Source organism: Streptomyces sp. NPDC048106, from assembly GCF_040706415.1.
Lineage (GTDB): Bacteria > Actinomycetota > Actinomycetes > Streptomycetales > Streptomycetaceae > Streptomyces.
In genome coordinates this window covers 1-15,003 of sequence record NZ_JBEZND010000009.1, presented here as the reverse complement: position 1 = coordinate 15,003, position 15,003 = coordinate 1, and the positions used below count along the sequence as shown (strand labels likewise).

The following is a 15,003-nucleotide window of genomic DNA, read 5'->3' as shown; positions in this document are numbered from 1 at the left end:
CCGTACACGCGCAATCGCGCACGCGCTGGTCGGCCGTCTTGCGCAGTCACAAGCAGGGGCGTTGATGTCGATCATGGCGACCAGGGTCCCCACCCCTTGAAGCGAACTGGTCATACCAACGGGGCGTGAGAATAGATGACTCCACGAGGAGCCCGGCGGCACGAGCTGGCGGCTCATCACCGGTATCCGCAGCACGCTGAACGCGTGTAACAGGAGACCGGATTCGACAGGCACTACCGAGGGCACACCTCGGTAAATGAGTTGATCACCGTTGATGCCTCACGAGCGGCGCAACTGTTCGCCCAGCCCAATGGCGTGCTGATGCAGCTGGAGAGGCAGATGGAGGGTAGGGCCATATAGTCCCCGCCCGTCGACCTGTGTCATAGACATACAGACCGTGAGGCTTCCGCCAGCCTCCCCACCCGGAACCAGGAAAGCAACGCGGGCAAGACGGTCGTGAGCCCTTCGTGGGGCCGCCCCCGCGCTCCCACATCGGATGATCCTTCAGCTCACCCTTAGGCCCCTCGATTACCAGCTTCGTCAACTGCGCAGCAGACCACCCTCGCCAGTGCCTTGCGCTCGACCGCTCGGCGCCAGACTTCTGCCCTGCCCTCGCAGACAGTCACTCAGCATGCCTTTCACAGCGCCTCCGATGACATAACCTCCCGTGCCACCGCAGCCCGCCGCAATGACACTTCCTGGGGAGAATCCGGGGAGTATCGACGAACCTGGGGAGCGCGTGGGGAGAATCGACCGCCTAACACAGCACGATCCCGAAAGACGCTGAAAGACGCATCTGCGCTGTTCAGGGGTGGGTACAGCCGTATCGATGCAGGTCAGCGCCATCAGGTAGACAACTTCATGACGTAGGTCCCGAAGTCGTCGGCCTCGACGAGTCCCGGCAGCGAGCCGCCCTCGCGCAGGGGCGTGATGTAGCGGGTCGCGGCGACCTCTTTCAACATTTTCCCAGGCCCTCCCCAATAGTCCGTCAATGGCCGTTCGCCCCTTGCTTCCACCCTCGGGCATGAAGTGAGCATAGTAACCAAGCGTGATCGCCGGCGAGGAGTGCCCGAGCCAGCGTGCCAAGGTCACGACGGACCCGCCCGCCTCCAGCATGATCGAGGGATACATGTGCCCCGGCCGCCGGCACGACCAGCCGTTCAGGCTCAGCCCTCACCGCGGTGCTGCTGGCCCGCGGTTGCTGCCGACGTCCGCCGCCACGCCGCCACACTCGGCCCACACCCCGCGCCGTCGCACGGGCGAGCCCGCCGGCGAGCCGGGACCGTCTGGCAAGTGAGTGACGGCCCATTCGGGCCAGCGCGGCAGCAATGGGTGAGGGGAGGGGCCCGCAGGCATGTGCACTCCGGCCGCTGGGCGGGGCGAAACACCTGAGACAAAGCGTGTCTGAACATACCAAATCTGACTTCGCTTTTAATGTGATGCTCATGAGAGACAACTTTTTGCCACCGTTGACTCGGAGGCTGTCCGCGCTGACAGCCTCCGCGGCCATCTTGGTAGCGGCTGCGGCAGGTGCCGCCTCCGCCGATGGGACGTTCCTCGGTCGACTCCGCACCGTGCACGAGATCGCCTCAACGGTCCCCGCGAACGGCGACGTCAATCCCTACGGCACAGCCGTGGTCCCGCGTGACGCAGGGAAGCTTCACAAGGGCGACGTACTGGTCAGCAACTTCAACAACAGCCAGAACCAGCAGGGCACGGGCACCACCCTGGTGCAGGTCAGCCCGCGCGGCACGACGACGCTGTTCGCGCAGATCGACCCGGCCCACCTGCCCGGCCCCTGTCCCGGCGGTGTTGGTCTCACCACGGCCCTGAGCATCCTGCCCGGCGGGTGGGTGGTAGTCGGCAGCCTGCCGACCGCCGACGGCACCTCCGCCACCGCGCGGGCGGGCTGCCTGCTGGTGCTGGACAACCAAGGCAAGGTCCGCGAGACGCTCGCCGGAGGCGGCATCAACGGACCATGGGACATGACCGCCAAGAGCTACGGCGACCGTACCGACCTGTTCGTCACCAACGTGCTCAACGGCACCGTGGCGGGCGGCGGCAACGAAGTGGACCGGGGCACCGTTCTGCGCATTGCCCTCCAGCTTCATGCCAACCAGCCGCCGCAGCGACTGAAGACCACCGTGATCGGCTCGGGTTTCGCCGAGAGGACCGACCCCGACGCCCTGGTGGTCGGCCCGACCGGCGTCGGTCTCGCCAAGGATGGCTCGCTCTACGTTGCCGACACGGCCAAGAACCGGATCACTGTCATCCCGCGCGCGGTGACCCGGGAATCCAGCGCCGGAACCGGCCGGGTGGTCAGCAGCGGCGGCAGGCTCAATGGTCCCCTCGGCCTGGCCATCGCCCCCAACGGCGACATCCTGACCGTCAACGGCGGTGACGGCAATATCGTCGAGACCACGCCTGCGGGCCGCCAAGTGGCCTTCCGGCAACTCGACAACAGCGGCACCCCACCCGGCACCGGAGCGCTGTTCGGTCTGGCCGTGGACCTGGACGGCGACGCCGTGTATTTCGTCGACGACGCCACCAACACCCTGAACGTCCTGAAGTGACCCACGAGAGACGCGTGAAGCCCTGGATCCCTCCAGAGCCTCACCCTGCGCCTCCTCGGCAGGGGGGAACCTGCGGCCTTCCCGGGGATCGCGAACACGTCGAGGAATCCGACCAGGGCCGACAGCGGGCGTCCATGGCCCGACCGCGGGTGGCCGTACGGGTCGGCGCGAGGCGCTGACCGGACGCTGAAGCTGTGCCGCGTCCGACCGGCACTCGCGCCGCTGGTCGACTCGGGCGAGGAGTACGGCGAGCTGCGCGGGGCCGAGCTGGCGGGCCGGGCGGAGTTCGTCGGCGAGGCGCCCCGCACCGGGGAGCCGTGCCCCCGGCTCGACTCCGCGGAACGGCTGTTCGCCCGCAAGTACTTCGGCCTGGACGAGATGCCGCACGACGGCCGGCACGCCTGGGCGCGGATCGTCCCGGAGCGGATCGTCTCCTGGGACTTCCGCAAACTCGGGTCTCTGTGAGGAGTGCCGGGACAGCACACCCGGGCCTCGGCGCGGGTCAGCCGACCTTCCGCGCGGCCGTGCGCAGGGCGTCGACCGCCGCGCGGATGGAGGGGCGGCGGTCGGCGTCGGCGCGCCAGATGACGTAGACGTGCCGGCGCACCCGCTGGGTGAGGGGGACGAGGACCACGCCCTCGGGCACCGGATGGCGGCCCAGCAGCGGTGCGATGCACACCCCGAGCCCCGAGGCCACCAGCTGGAGCTGGGTGTGGGTCTCGCCCGCGCGATGGCCGACGATCGGCTCGACGCCCCGGGAGCGCAGGGTGAACATCAGCCACTCGTGGCAGAACTCGCCCGCGCCCCAGGTGATCCACTCGTCCTCGGCGAACTCGGCGAGGTCCACCTCGTCGCGGTGGGCGAGCCGGTGTCCCGCGGGCATGGCGACCTCGGCCGGGTCGTCCAGGAGCGGCGCCTTGACCAGTCCGTCGGGCACCGGCATCGGCTTGTTGTACCAGTCGAGGACCACCGCGAGGTCGAGGTCGCCGCGCACCACGGCGGCGATGCCCTGCTCGGGCTCCAGCTCGCTGGAGCGCACCCGCAGCCCCGGATGCTCGGCGCGCAGCTCCCGCAGCGCCACCGGGAACAGACCCCGGGCGGCGGTGGGGAACGCGGACAGCCGCAGCTCGCCGACGACCTGCCCGCGATGCGCCTCCAGGTCCGACTCGGCCAGTTCCACCTGCGACAGGATGCGCGCCGCGTGCTCCGCGAGCAGCCGGCCGGCGTCCGTGAGCCGCACGCCCCGGCCGTTCTTGGCGAGCAGTTGCTGGTTGATCTCGCGTTCCAGCTTGCCGAGCTGCTGGGAGACCGCGGACGTGGTGACGTGCAGCGCGTCGGCGGCGGCGCTGACCGAGCCGTGCCGGGCCAGGGCGTCCAGGGTACGCAGCCGCTCCAAGTTCAACATGTAAGTTATCCTACGAGATACCCAGTGGGATTTCTCGATTGTGCTAAGAGGTTCGGTTGCCGCATGGTTGACACCATGAGCACGGTCGCCACGCCCCGAACCCAGTCCCCCGCCACGCCGGACCCGGCACTTCCCCGCCCCCGCCTCGACTGGCGACTGCGCTTCGGCGCGCTGTCCCTGATCTGGGGTTTCAGCTTTCTGCTGATCAAGGTGGGGACGAGCGGGTACGCGCCGTTCCAGGTGACGCTCGGGCGGCTGGTCTTCGGCACCGCGGTGCTGGTGGCGGCGATGGCCGTCAAGCGGGAGCGGCTGCCACGCGGGGGGCGGCTGTGGGCGCACATGGCGGTCGCCGCGTTCTTCCTGAACGCCCTGCCGTTCTCCCTCTTCGCCTACTCCGAGCTGACCATCCCCTCCACGCTCGCCGGCATCTGCAACGCCACGTCGCCACTGTGGGGCATGGCGCTGTCCGTCGTCGCGCTCTCCGAGGACCGGCCGACGCGGGTCCGGGTGGCCGGCCTGGGTCTCGGGTTCCTCGGCGTGCTGACGGTGCTCGGCGCCTGGCAGGGCTTCCACGGCCTCGACGCCACCGGCACCGCGATGGCCCTGCTCGCCTCGCTGAGCTACCCGGTGGGCTGGATCTACGTCCGGCGGACCCTGTCGGGCACGGGCAACTCCCATCTGTCGATGACGGGCGGGCAGTTGCTGGTGGCGACGGTCCAACTGGCCGTCGTGACCCCGCTGTTCACGGGTCTGCCGAAGCACTTCGCCCTGGTGCCGCTGCTGGCCGTCGCCGCGCTGGGGGCTCTCGGGACGGGGCTCGCCGTACTCCTCCAGTACGGTCTGGTCGCCGAAGTCGGGCCCACGACGGCGCAGATGGTCACCTACTTCATCCCGGTCATCGCGACCGCGGCGGGCGTCGCGATCCTCGGCGAGTCGCTGGGCTGGAACACACCGGTAGGGGCGGTGATCGTACTCGCGGGAGCGGCGCTCACGCAGGTGCGGAGCAGGAAGGCAGCCTAGTCCGGCTACCCGTAGACCCGCGGCGGTGACGGCCGTACCGCCGCCTGGACCGCGTCCGCCAGGGGCTCGATGTCCCGCGGGGTCAGCGGGGACACCGTGATGCGGATGGCCGGGGAGCTCGTCAGGCGGAAGCGGGCGCCGGGGGCGACGCCCCAGCCCGACTGGAGGAGGCGGGCGACCGTGGTGGTCTCGTCGGGGACCGGGACCCAGATGTTCATGCCGGAGCGGCCGTGGGCCTCGATGCCGCGCGCGGCGAGGGCGTCGAGCAGAGGCCCGCGCCGGGAGCGGTAGGACTCCGCCACCGCCGTGCGGTCCACCGCTCCCGCGGCCCACAGCCGGGCGACCGTGCGCTGGAGCAGGAGGCTCACCCAGCCGGGGCCGAGGCGCTGGCGGCCGCGGACCCGGTCGACGGTCACCGGGTCGCCCGCGAGGACGGCGAGGCGCAGGTCGGGGCCGTAGGTCTTGGCGGCGGAACGCACGAAGGCCCAGTACCGGGTGACGCCCGCCAGGGGGTGCGGGGGCAGGTCCACCATGCCGTGGCCGTGGTCGTCCTCGATCAGCAGGGTGTTCGGATGCCCGCGCAGCACCGTGCGCAGGGCGTCCGCCCGGGAGGCGGTCACGGCGGCGCCGGTCGGGTTCTGGGCGCGGGCGGTGACGAGCAGCGCACGGGCCCCGGCGGCCAGCGCGCGGGCCAGGTCCTCGGCGGACGGGCCGTCGTCGTCCACGCTCACCGGGACCGCGCGCAGGCCCAGCGCCGGCATCAGGTCGAGGGCACTGCCCCAGCCGGGGTCCTCGACGGCGACCGCGTCACCGGGTCTGAGGTGGGCGGCGAGGACGCGTTCGACGGCGTCGAGGGAGCCCGAGGTGACGGTGAGGGACCCCTGCGGGACGCCGTCGGCGTCGAGTTCGGCGCGGGCCACGCGGAGCAGCTCCGGGTCGACGGGGTCGTCCCCGTACAGCACGGGCCGCCGGTCCCCCGCCTCGGCCGCCGCGGCCAGCGCCGGGGCGAGCGGGGGCAGCAGGGCCGGATCCGGATTGCCGGTGGACAGGTCGCGGGCGCCCGGCGGCACCTCCACCCGCAACTGGTCGCGCCCGGTGGTGACCGGCTTGGGCCGCACCCGGCTGCCGCGCCGCCCGGCGGTCTCGATCACCCCGCGTTCGCGCAGGGTGCGATAGGCAGCCGCGACGGTGTTCGGATTCACCCCCAGCCGGACCGCCAACTCCCGCATGGGAGGCAGCGGTTGACCCGGCCGCAGCTCCCCGGTACCTACCGCGCGCTCGACGTCGGCCGCGATCTCTGCTGCGCCGCGCCCCTCGATCCGATACTCTCCTAGCACAAAACACATTATGCACTAGTACAAAAGCGATCGCCTGTCGGCTTCGCCTTGGAGGGACCGTCATGCCGGGCACGACCGCGGAAACCCAGCCCACCGCCTACCACCCGACCGACCGCACCGTGCCCACGCGCGACGCGGAGCGGGCGTCGTACGACAAGGACGTGGTGCACGCGATACTGGACGAGGGGTACGTCTGCCACCTGGGCTTCGTCCGTGACGGCAGGCCCGTGGTGCTGCCCACGCTGTACGGCCGGGTGGGCGAGCGGCTCTACGTCCACGGCTCGACGGGTTCGCGCCCGCTGCGGATGACCGGCGCGGCCGACCCGGGCCTGCCGGTGTGCCTGACCGTGACCCACGTCGACGGCCTGGTGCTGGCCCGCTCCGCCTTCCACCACTCGATCAACTACCGCTCGGTGGTGGTACACGGCATCGCGCACGAGGTCACCGCCCCCGAGGAGCGGCGGACGGCGCTGGACGCCCTGGTGGACCATGTCGTACCCGGGCGCGCCGCCGACTCCCGGCCCGCGAACAAGAAGGAGCTGGCCGCCACCGCGGTGATCCGCCTGGACCTGGACGAGGTCTCCGCCAAGATCCGCACCGGCGGCGCCAACGACGAGCCCGAGGACCTCGCCCTCCCCCACTGGGCCGGTGTCGTCCCGCTCCGCAAGGGGTACGACGCCCCGATCCCGAACGACAACCTGGCGTCCGGGATCGGGCTGCCGGACTACCTCGCCGGGGAGTAGGCCTCCGCCGGCGCGGCCGGGTCGCCGGTGGGCTCCGCCGCGCCGCCGCGGCGGAGCGACCTCTCGCTCACGGTCAGGCCCGCGACCGCCGTGAGCATCAGCAGGGTGCCGGCCACCGTGGTGACCGTGAGCCGCTCGCCGAGCAGGACGACGGCGAGCACGGCCGCGGTCACCGGCTCCAGCAGCATGATCACGGAGACGGTGGCGGACCGTACGACGGCCGCGCCCGCGAAGTACAGGGCGTACGCGAGCGCCGTGGGCACGGCGGCGATGTAGCACAGGAGCCACAGCAGCCGGGCCGGGTGACCGGTGTGCGGGAGCAGCCCCTCGTGCAGCCCGAGCGGCAGCAGGCACAGGGTGGTCACCGCGAAGGCCCACACCGTGGTGTCGGAGGCGTCGGCGCCGCCGTCCCGGCCCCACCAGCGGGTCAGCAGGGTCATGACGCCGTAGCCCGCGGCCGACAGCAGCGCGAGCAGCACGCCCGCCGGGCGGACGGTCGCGGCCGAGTCGCCGAAGGTCAGCACGGCGAGTCCGGCGAGGGCCCCGGCCACCGACAGAACCCCGCCGGTGCCGAGCCGTTCACCGAGCAGCAGCCGGGCGCCGAGCGCGATGAGCACGGGCCCCGCGCCGAGGGTGACGACGGTGGCCACGGCGAGTCCGGTGGCCGCCACGGCCGCGAAGTAGGCGGTCTGGAACACCGCGAGACCGAGGCCGGTGGCGACGGCCTTCAGCACCCGGCGCACCGCCGGTTCGGTCGCGGCCGGGCGGGTCCGCGGGCGCAGGCCGCGGCCGGCGAGCAGCAGCAGGAGCCCCAGCGCGCAGCGCCAGAAGGAGAGGCCGAAGGCGCCCATGTCGCTGGTCCGGTAGACCAGGGAGGCGGCGGCGCCCGCGGTGCCCCAGGCGGCACCGGTGACGATCAGATAGAGCAGGCCACGCCCGACGGGCAGGCCGGCGCCGGTGTTCGCGCGCACGTTGGCGTTCGAGTTCGAGTTCGAGTTCGACAAAGGAGTTTCTCCGCAGGAACGCACCCGAGGGGTGCGGAAGTTCGAGGGCGCCCCGCTTAAGCGGGGCGCGCGGACTTCGTCTGCGGGCAGCACCGTCCGGCCCGGTGCTCATCGCACCGGGCGGGTTGTCCCGGAGGCCCGCCTCAGGCGGCGGGGGGCGGAAGAACGAGCGTGGACGGCATGACCAGCACTTTAGGCGGACGTGCGCTGCCCGGACAACTCCCTTGGCGGGCCGCCGGCGGCCACCGGCTCGGCGGACACCTGGGCGGGAGTGGCGGACTGGGCGATGAACGCGCCGACCAGGACGATGACGCCGCCGAGGATCTGCGGCGCGGACAGGTGCTCGCCGAGCAGCACCCAGGCCAGCACGGTCGCGATCACGGCCTCCAGACAGGCCACGACCCCGGCGACCTGCGGGGACAGCCGTCGTACCGACAGCACACCGGTGACGTAGGCGAGCACGGTCGCGACGAGCACGAGCCAGGCGAGCAGGGCCAGGGCGGGTACGGCGGTGCCGTTCATCCGCGCCGAACCGGCGAGCGCGTCCCAGCGCATGTCCCAGGGGCGGGCGACGGCGGTGAGCACCACGGCCCCCACGAGCATCCCGTAGGCGATGACGCCGAGCGGGTCCGGCGCCTCCTCGCCCGCGTCGCTGCCCTGGTCGGCCAGGACGAAGTAGCCGACCTGGCAGAACGCGGCGGCGAGCGCGAACGCCAGGCCCAGCGCGTCGAAGCTCAGCCCCGACCAGACCTCCACCACGCAGGCGAGTCCGCCGGCCGCGAGGACCACACCGAGCGCGGCGGCGCGGCTGACGGGCCGCCGCTGCACGAACCGCACCCAGCCGAGCACCAGCGCGGGCGCCAGGTACTCGATGAGCAGCGCGACGCCCACGGGAACGCGGGAGAGCGCGGCGAAGTAGCAGGCCTGGACCCCGGCGACGGCGAACAGCCCGAACCCGAGGAGCAGCGCGGGGCGGCGGCGCGGCAGGGCGCGGTGGCGCCAGGCGAGCGGCAGCATGACCAGGGCGGCGCCGGCCACCCGCAGCCAGACCACGTGGAGCGGGTCGAGCCCCGACTCGATCAGTGGCTTGGCGGCCACCCCGGACCCGCCGAAGGCCAGCGCGGAGACGAGCGCGAGGCCGAGCCCGACGCCCCTGCCACCGCTGGCACTGCTCTCAGACGTATGCACCGGGTCATGATGACAGGCGACGACAGGAGCGTCATCCTCGTTGACACCTGTCTCAGGAGGTGGACGGCGGGGTGCTCAGCCGGTCGTGTCCTGCGCGAACTCCCCGGAACCGGCCTCGATCCGGGCGGACAGCCCGCGCGCGTCGACGCCCGCGCGGGCGAGGACCTCGACGGCCCGCGAGTCCGGGTCGGCGACGAGCGCGGCGAACAGGTCGGGCGCGCCGGCCGCGTCCCGGCCGCGCCGCCGTGCCCGGTCCCGGGCGCGGTGCAGGGCGGCGGCCGCCGCCGGGGACCAGTCGGCCGTCTCCCCCGTGGCGGGACGGGGCACGACGGGGATCGCGCCCGAGTCCTCCACGCTGCCCTGCCAGCGCAGGCCGTAGCCGATACTGCGCTGCACCAGATACCCCAGGAGCCGGGCGAGTCGGGGTGGACCGCCCACGGCGGCGCGCACCTCGGGGTCCTGTTCGAGGAGCGAGTGCAGCAGGTGGGCGGTGTCGGCCTGGCGGTCGCCGTCCCGTACGGCCCTGCGGCGGGCACCGGCGAGCACCGTCGCGAGCTCGGCGCCGAGCCCCGCGGCGTCCTGGTGCGGGTGTGCCCCCTCGGGCACGGGGGCGGTCGTACGGGCGGTACTGGATTGCACAACCCCACCCCATCAGTCACAAGCGGCCGAGTCATCCACGAGCGGAACCATTTGGACGTCCCGCACAGAGTGGACATCAGCGCGACCGATCTCATCCCTGGGGAGGAGATTTCCGCCGATTCACCCCGAGGCGCGCGCGCCGGTTTGCCCGGCGCCGGCCGGCGGACCGAGCCGGAAAGCGGGCCAGGACTCCCGAATTGGCCTTGGTCCGGGGGAAGGCGGAGCCGCTAGCTTCGGGCCATGCGCATTCGAATCGTGGACGCCTTCGCCGACCGGCCCTTCACGGGCAACCCCGCGGGCGTGCTGCTCCTGGACGACGTCTTCCCGGCCGACGACTGGATGCAGGACGTCGCCATGGAGGTCAATCACGCCGAGACGGCGTTCGCCCACCGGCTGCCCGCGGGCGGTGACGCGGACTGGGCGTTGCGTTGGTTCACGCCGGTCACCGAGGTGGCGATGTGCGGGCACGCCACGCTGGCCACGGCGCACGTCCTGCACACGAGCGGCGCCCACGAGGGGCCGGTACGGTTCGCCACCCGCAGCGGGGTGCTGGTCGCCACGCCCGCCGAGGCCGGCGCGATCACCCTCGACTTCCCCAGCGCGCCGCTCACCCCCGTGGAGGTGCCGGACGGCGTCGCCGAGGCGCTGGGCGCGGAGCCGGTCGCCGTCTTCGACACCGGGGCGAACGTCGGCGACCTGCTGGTGGAACTGGCGGACGAGAAGACCGTCCGCGGACTCGCCCCGGACCACAAGGCACTCGCCGCGTACTCCACGCGCGGGATCATCGCCACCGCCCGCGCCGACGACCCGTCACGGGGCTACGACTACCTCTCCCGCTGCTTCTTCCCGAACGTCGGCATCGACGAGGATCCCGTCACCGGCAGCGCCCACACCGCGCTCGCCCCCCACTGGTCCGCCCGCCTCGGCCGCGACGACCTCACCGGCCTCCAGGCCTCCCGCCGCACCGGCCTGGTGCGCACCGGGCTGCGCGGCGAGCGCACCCTGCTCACCGGCCGGGCGGTCACCGTCATCGAGGGCGACCTGCGCGCCTGAGCGATCCGCCGCGCCTCAGGCCGTCGGCAGCCAGCCCACCCTGCCGGCGAGGAGCGCGTAACCGACGAACGCGCCGATGTCGAGCAGTGAGTGGGCGACGACCAGCGGGCCGACCCGGCCCCAGCGGCGGTACAGCCAGACGAAGACCACGCCCATGACCATGTTGCCGAGGAAGCCGCCGACGCCCTGGTAGAGGTGGTACGAGCCGCGAAGGACCGCGCTGGCCACCAGCGCGGTCCCCGGCGCCCAGCCCAACTGGCCCAGTCTGCGCAGCAGATAGCCGACGACGATGACCTCTTCGAGGACCGCGTTCTGCACCGCGGACAGGATCAGCACCGGGTACTTCCACCACACGCCCGGCAGGGCCTCGGGCACGACGGTGAGGTTGAAGCCGAGGCCCCTCGCGGCCAGGTAGAAGGCGATCCCGGTGCTGCCGATCACCGCCGCGATCGCCGCTCCCCGGCCGAGGTCGGGCCAGGGCCGGGTGCGGTCGAAGCCGAGGGTGCGCAGGCTGCCGCTCTCACGGAGCAGGAAGTGGGCGACCAGGGCGACCGGGACCAGGGCGGTGGCGATGCCGAACAGCTGCCAGGCGAGGTCGAGCCAGGGGCGGCCCGGCGCGGCCGAGGCGTTGAGGGTGGCGGCCTGGTCCTTCAGGCCGCCCGGCCTGGTCACCGAGCCGATGAAACTGATCAGCGCCGAGACCCCGCTCGCGCCCAGCGACAACGCGAGCACGAGAACGGTCTCGTCCCGCAGGATCCGCCTCGTCCGCCGCTGCTCCAGCCCGCCCCCCAGCCCGGCCGCCACCTTCACCCCTGCCTCCCACACCTCACGAGCCGACTCCCGCATTGCCCGCAAGGATCGCAGAAGCGCCCTGGAGAACCGCGCACCGGGCCACCGCGCACGGCACCGGCACGCCTAGGCGGTGTCCGGCGGATCTTGGCGCAGACGCGGGGTCCGGCACGCCGATCTGCGGTGTTGTCGTCGGTCGCCGACTCCCCCACGCTCGGCTTCGCTCGCGCGGGGGCGCCCCCATCGCGTCGACTCCCTCCTCCGCCTTGCATCTCGACGCACCAGACCCCGCTCACCTGGGTCAAAACCGTGCCGCGACTTCCCTCCACCAAGATCCGCCGGACACCCCCTAGTCCCCGACAGGCCCGCGGCTCACCCCATCGGCACCGGCTCCGGCAGCCCCACCGGCCACATGTGCACCGGCTCCCCCACGTGCATCAGCTCGGCATACCGTCGCGTCGTCGCGGCCAGCGCGGCCTCGCGGGACAGGCCCCCTTCCAGAGCGCGGTGGAACGTGGCGGCCTGCCAGGACGCGCCGTTGACCCGGCGGCGGCAGCGTTCCTCGATGACGCCGAGGTAGAGGTCGCGGTCGGCCGCCTCGACGCCCCACGCGTCGAGCCCCGCCGAGGCCAGCGGCAGCAGCTCGTCGCGGACCAGGGTGACCGCGTCGACCTCGCCGGTGCCGCCGTACCGCCCCCGCCGGGGCCAGACGAAGCGGGCGTCGACGCCGTAGCGGCACGCCGCGTCGAAGTTGGCCTCGGCCGCGGCGAACGGCAGCCGGGTCCACACCGGCCGGGACTCCTCGGCCAGGGCGCGCACCAGGCCGTAATAGAACGCCGCGTTGGCGATGATGTCGGTGATGGTCGGCCCGGCCGGCAGCACCCGGTTCTCCACCCGCAGGTGCGGGACGCCGTCCGCGATGCCGTACACCGGCCGGTTCCAGCGGTAGATCGTGCCGTTGTGCAGCACGAGTTCGGCGAGCTTCGGGGTGCCGCCCGCGTCGATGACCTCCAGCGGCTCCTCGTCGTCGCAGATCGGCAGCAGTGCCGGGAAGTAGCGCAGGTTCTCCTCGAACAGCTCGTACGCCGAAGAGATCCACCGCTCGCCGAACCAGGTCCGCGGCCGTACGCCCTGCGCCTGGAGCTCGGGCGGCCGGGTGTCGGTGGACTGGAGGAACAGCGGTGGCCGCGACTCGCGCCACAGCTCGTGACCGAACAGGAACGGCGAGTTCGCCCCCACGGCGATCTGCGCGGCGCTCGCCGCCTGCGCCGCGTTCCACACGTCGGCGAACCGGTCCGGCGTGACCTGGAGATGCAGCTGCACGGAGGTGCACGCGGCCTCCGGGACGATGGACTTGGCGGTGCAGACCAGATGCTCCACGCCCTCGATGTCGAGCCGGAAGTCCTCCCCGCGCGCGGCCACGATCTGGTCGTTGAGCAGGGTGTAGCGGTCGACCTCGGAGAGGTTGGAGGAGACCAGGTCGTCCCGGTCGAGCGTGGGCAGGATGCCCGTCATCACGATGCCCGCGTCGACCTCCGCGGCCTTGCGGTCCGCGTAGGCGAGCGCGGTCCGCAGCTCCTCGGCGAGGCGGTCGAAGACCCGGCCGCCGAGCCGGTGCGGGGCGATGTTCACCTCCAGATTGAACATGGCGAGTTCGGTCTGGAAGTCACGGCTGGCGATGCGTTCGAGCACTTCGCCGTTCAACATTTTGGGCATGCCGTCCGGACCGGCGAGATTCAATTCGATCTCGACGCCCATGAGGTTCCTGGGGCGGTCGAATCGCTTCTCGACCAGCAGCCGCTCCAGCCCCGTCAGACACTTCTGGAGCTTTTCGCGATAGTGCTGGCGATCGGACAGGTCGAACTGCCCTGCCACGACCTTCTCCCCCATCGAAGTATCCCTCCTCGGATGGGCGAACCGACGTTCCGGCCGCCCGGGGCTCCCGGGTCAGGTGAAGTAATGCCCAGTGAAAGCGATCGATAACGTCCCGCGCCACCCGTACGCCCGCTACGCTGTCGGAATGTTCCCGGCGGCACATTCACGGGGCATGTCGCGAGCGCACCTTCGGGTGCCCGGAAACGCGTCGTGAAAAACGCCGATGATTTTCGGCCGTCCGCGAACGGAACGTGGGGCGAGGTCAACGGCGTGTGACCTCCGGAAACCGGGATGATTTCCGCGAATCAGCGGCCTGTTCGCGCCTTGTGGGGTCCACGGCAATGGGATAGGTGAAACACCGTCTGCACACCTGTCGTATAAACTTCGTCCACAAGGCGGAAGGGTGGCGCCCTCGGTCCTGGTCCTGCCGTATTCCTGCCGCTCGGGTTGACGGGCGGCGGGGCGAGCCGCACCCTCGTTCTTCACCGACCCGGCCCCCACCTCTCCGGCCTTCCGTGAGCAGACAGCGCCGTCCGCCCCACCTCCCTCGCGCCCCGCGCCTGTCGAATGAGAGGCGACCCACCATGCCGCTGCACGTTCCCCCTGCCCCCGCGCCCGCCCTGCGCTCCGTCCTCGCCGCCCTGGGCTCACCCGCCGCGGTCCGTGAGGCCCACACCCCTTCGCTGCGTGCCGCGCAGGGGCCGGCGACGCCCGAACTCCCTTTGCCCGTCCATGTGTTGGACCGGATAACCCCGCAGGGCCTGTCCGCCACCAGACTGGCCGGCTGGCGCTTCCTGATCCGCTGCGGCGACCGGGCGGTGGCCGCGGCCGAGACCATGCTCACCCCCGACGGCTGGGCCTTCTCGCACTTCTTCGAGGGCCCGTACGTCGCCTCCACCGAGCTGGCCCTGAAGCAGGCGGAATCGCTGCAACAGCCTTACCAGCCAAGGCTGTTGTCGATGCCGGGCCTCTACATGCTCACCCTGTGGCTGCACGGCGACACCGCCGCCGACGGCGCCGAGGGGCATCCGGCCGCCACCGATCTGCTCGTGCCGCTCGCCCCGGCACCGCCCGGCATCGCGGCGCACCTGCCGCACCAGGTCGCCGACCTGCTCCCGGTGCTGACCCTGCGCGCCAACCGGCTCCCCCTGCTCGGCTCACCGGCTGCCTGATTCGGGCCACGAAGGACCAGGGCCTCTCTTTCGGATCCTGTCGGCGGTCGCGGGGCCTGGCCAGCCACAAGGCACCGTCGGCCCGAGCGACCTGATCCGAAAGAAAGACCCTAGTAGTGCTTCGTTATGTCTGTTTGCCGGGGTCGTGGTGTGTGAGGCACGGTGGATAGATGGATGTGCGGCAAGTTGCGGAGTTGCGGGCTGA

Annotated in this window: 12 protein-coding genes and 2 pseudogenes; 6 read left to right on the top strand and 8 right to left on the bottom strand. The window is 72.0% G+C overall.

The annotated features are described in order from the left end of the window. Positions 1–975: 975 nt before the first annotated feature. Positions 976–1,134, bottom strand: a pseudogene (locus AB0927_RS11545) (site-specific integrase); the annotation flags it as partial. A gap of 440 nt (positions 1,135–1,574) precedes the next feature. Between AB0927_RS11545 and AB0927_RS11540 the strand changes: the two are divergent. Both AB0927_RS11540 and AB0927_RS11535 read left to right on the top strand, forming a co-directional pair. Continuing rightward, positions 1,575–2,573, top strand: a complete 999-nt coding sequence (locus AB0927_RS11540) for a hypothetical protein (RefSeq protein ID WP_366667360.1) — start codon at positions 1,575–1,577, stop codon at positions 2,571–2,573. A 207-nt stretch (positions 2,574–2,780) separates the two neighbouring features. Then, a pseudogene (locus tag AB0927_RS11535) lies at positions 2,781–3,038 on the top strand (pyridoxamine 5'-phosphate oxidase family protein); the annotation flags it as partial. 37 nt (positions 3,039–3,075) lie between these two features. Here AB0927_RS11535 and AB0927_RS11530 read toward each other — a convergent pair. Continuing rightward, on the bottom strand, positions 3,076–3,978 hold the full coding sequence (locus AB0927_RS11530; RefSeq protein WP_366667359.1) for a LysR family transcriptional regulator: 903 nt from the start codon (positions 3,976–3,978) through the stop codon (positions 3,076–3,078). Between the two features lie 75 nt (positions 3,979–4,053). On the opposite strand from AB0927_RS11530, the gene AB0927_RS11525 reads away from it, so the two are divergent. Next, positions 4,054–4,998, top strand: coding sequence for a DMT family transporter (locus AB0927_RS11525; RefSeq protein ID WP_366667358.1), 945 nt, complete (start codon positions 4,054–4,056; stop codon positions 4,996–4,998). A 5-nt stretch (positions 4,999–5,003) separates the two neighbouring features. On the opposite strand, the gene AB0927_RS11520 is transcribed toward AB0927_RS11525, so the two are convergent. Then, complete coding sequence (locus tag AB0927_RS11520) at positions 5,004–6,335, bottom strand: aminotransferase class I/II-fold pyridoxal phosphate-dependent enzyme (RefSeq protein ID WP_366667357.1); 1,332 nt, start codon at positions 6,333–6,335, stop codon at positions 5,004–5,006. A 62-nt stretch (positions 6,336–6,397) separates the two neighbouring features. On the opposite strand from AB0927_RS11520, the gene AB0927_RS11515 reads away from it, so the two are divergent. Further along, positions 6,398–7,078 carry a pyridoxamine 5'-phosphate oxidase family protein gene (locus AB0927_RS11515; protein WP_366667356.1) on the top strand — a complete coding sequence of 227 codons (681 nt, stop codon included), beginning with the start codon at positions 6,398–6,400 and terminating at the stop codon, positions 7,076–7,078. Here AB0927_RS11515 and AB0927_RS11510 read toward each other — a convergent pair. The 3 genes from AB0927_RS11510 to AB0927_RS11500 form a co-directional block, all read right to left on the bottom strand. Next, the gene (locus tag AB0927_RS11510) at positions 7,060–8,082 is read right to left on the bottom strand and encodes an EamA family transporter (RefSeq protein WP_366667355.1); all 1,023 of its coding nucleotides are present in this window, start codon (positions 8,080–8,082) and stop codon (positions 7,060–7,062) included. The genes AB0927_RS11515 and AB0927_RS11510 overlap by 19 nt on opposite strands. Positions 8,083–8,274: 192 nt before the next feature. Then, positions 8,275–9,270 carry an EamA family transporter gene (locus AB0927_RS11505; protein WP_366667354.1) on the bottom strand — a complete coding sequence of 332 codons (996 nt, stop codon included), beginning with the start codon at positions 9,268–9,270 and terminating at the stop codon, positions 8,275–8,277. Between the two features lie 75 nt (positions 9,271–9,345). Next, positions 9,346–9,876, bottom strand: coding sequence for a Clp protease N-terminal domain-containing protein (locus tag AB0927_RS11500; protein WP_366667592.1), 531 nt, complete (start codon positions 9,874–9,876; stop codon positions 9,346–9,348). Between the two features lie 273 nt (positions 9,877–10,149). Here AB0927_RS11500 and AB0927_RS11495 point away from each other — a divergent pair, with 273 nt between their 5' ends. Beyond that, positions 10,150–10,962: a PhzF family phenazine biosynthesis protein gene (locus tag AB0927_RS11495; RefSeq protein WP_366667353.1), complete on the top strand. Its 813-nt coding sequence runs from the start codon at positions 10,150–10,152 to the stop codon at positions 10,960–10,962. Positions 10,963–10,977: 15 nt separating this feature from the next. On the opposite strand, the gene AB0927_RS11490 is transcribed toward AB0927_RS11495, so the two are convergent. Both AB0927_RS11490 and AB0927_RS11485 read right to left on the bottom strand, forming a co-directional pair. Continuing rightward, the gene (locus tag AB0927_RS11490; protein ID WP_366667352.1) at positions 10,978–11,808 is read right to left on the bottom strand and encodes a type II CAAX endopeptidase family protein; all 831 of its coding nucleotides are present in this window, start codon (positions 11,806–11,808) and stop codon (positions 10,978–10,980) included. 315 nt (positions 11,809–12,123) lie between these two features. Next, positions 12,124–13,641, bottom strand: a complete 1,518-nt coding sequence (locus tag AB0927_RS11485; protein WP_366667351.1) for a glutamate--cysteine ligase — start codon at positions 13,639–13,641, stop codon at positions 12,124–12,126. Positions 13,642–14,210: 569 nt separating this feature from the next. Here AB0927_RS11485 and AB0927_RS11480 point away from each other — a divergent pair. Next, entirely contained in the window at positions 14,211–14,798 is a 588-nt protein-coding gene (locus AB0927_RS11480; protein ID WP_366667350.1) for a hypothetical protein, read from the top strand. The last annotated feature ends 205 nt before the right edge of the window (positions 14,799–15,003 follow it).

What these genes read in the sequence shown, in the direction of transcription:
- AB0927_RS11530 (WP_366667359.1), bottom strand. Translation starts at nt 3,978, where the DNA reads ATGTTGAACTTGGAGCGGCTGCGTACCCTGGACGCCCTGGCCCGGCAC.
- AB0927_RS11485 (WP_366667351.1), bottom strand. Translation starts at nt 13,641, where the DNA reads ATGGGGGAGAAGGTCGTGGCAGGGCAGTTCGACCTGTCCGATCGCCAG.
- AB0927_RS11490 (WP_366667352.1), bottom strand. Translation starts at nt 11,808, where the DNA reads ATGCGGGAGTCGGCTCGTGAGGTGTGGGAGGCAGGGGTGAAGGTGGCG.
- AB0927_RS11495 (WP_366667353.1), top strand. Translation starts at nt 10,150, where the DNA reads ATGCGCATTCGAATCGTGGACGCCTTCGCCGACCGGCCCTTCACGGGC.
- AB0927_RS11480 (WP_366667350.1), top strand. Translation starts at nt 14,211, where the DNA reads ATGCCGCTGCACGTTCCCCCTGCCCCCGCGCCCGCCCTGCGCTCCGTC.
- AB0927_RS11515 (WP_366667356.1), top strand. Translation starts at nt 6,398, where the DNA reads ATGCCGGGCACGACCGCGGAAACCCAGCCCACCGCCTACCACCCGACC.
- AB0927_RS11525 (WP_366667358.1), top strand. Translation starts at nt 4,054, where the DNA reads ATGAGCACGGTCGCCACGCCCCGAACCCAGTCCCCCGCCACGCCGGAC.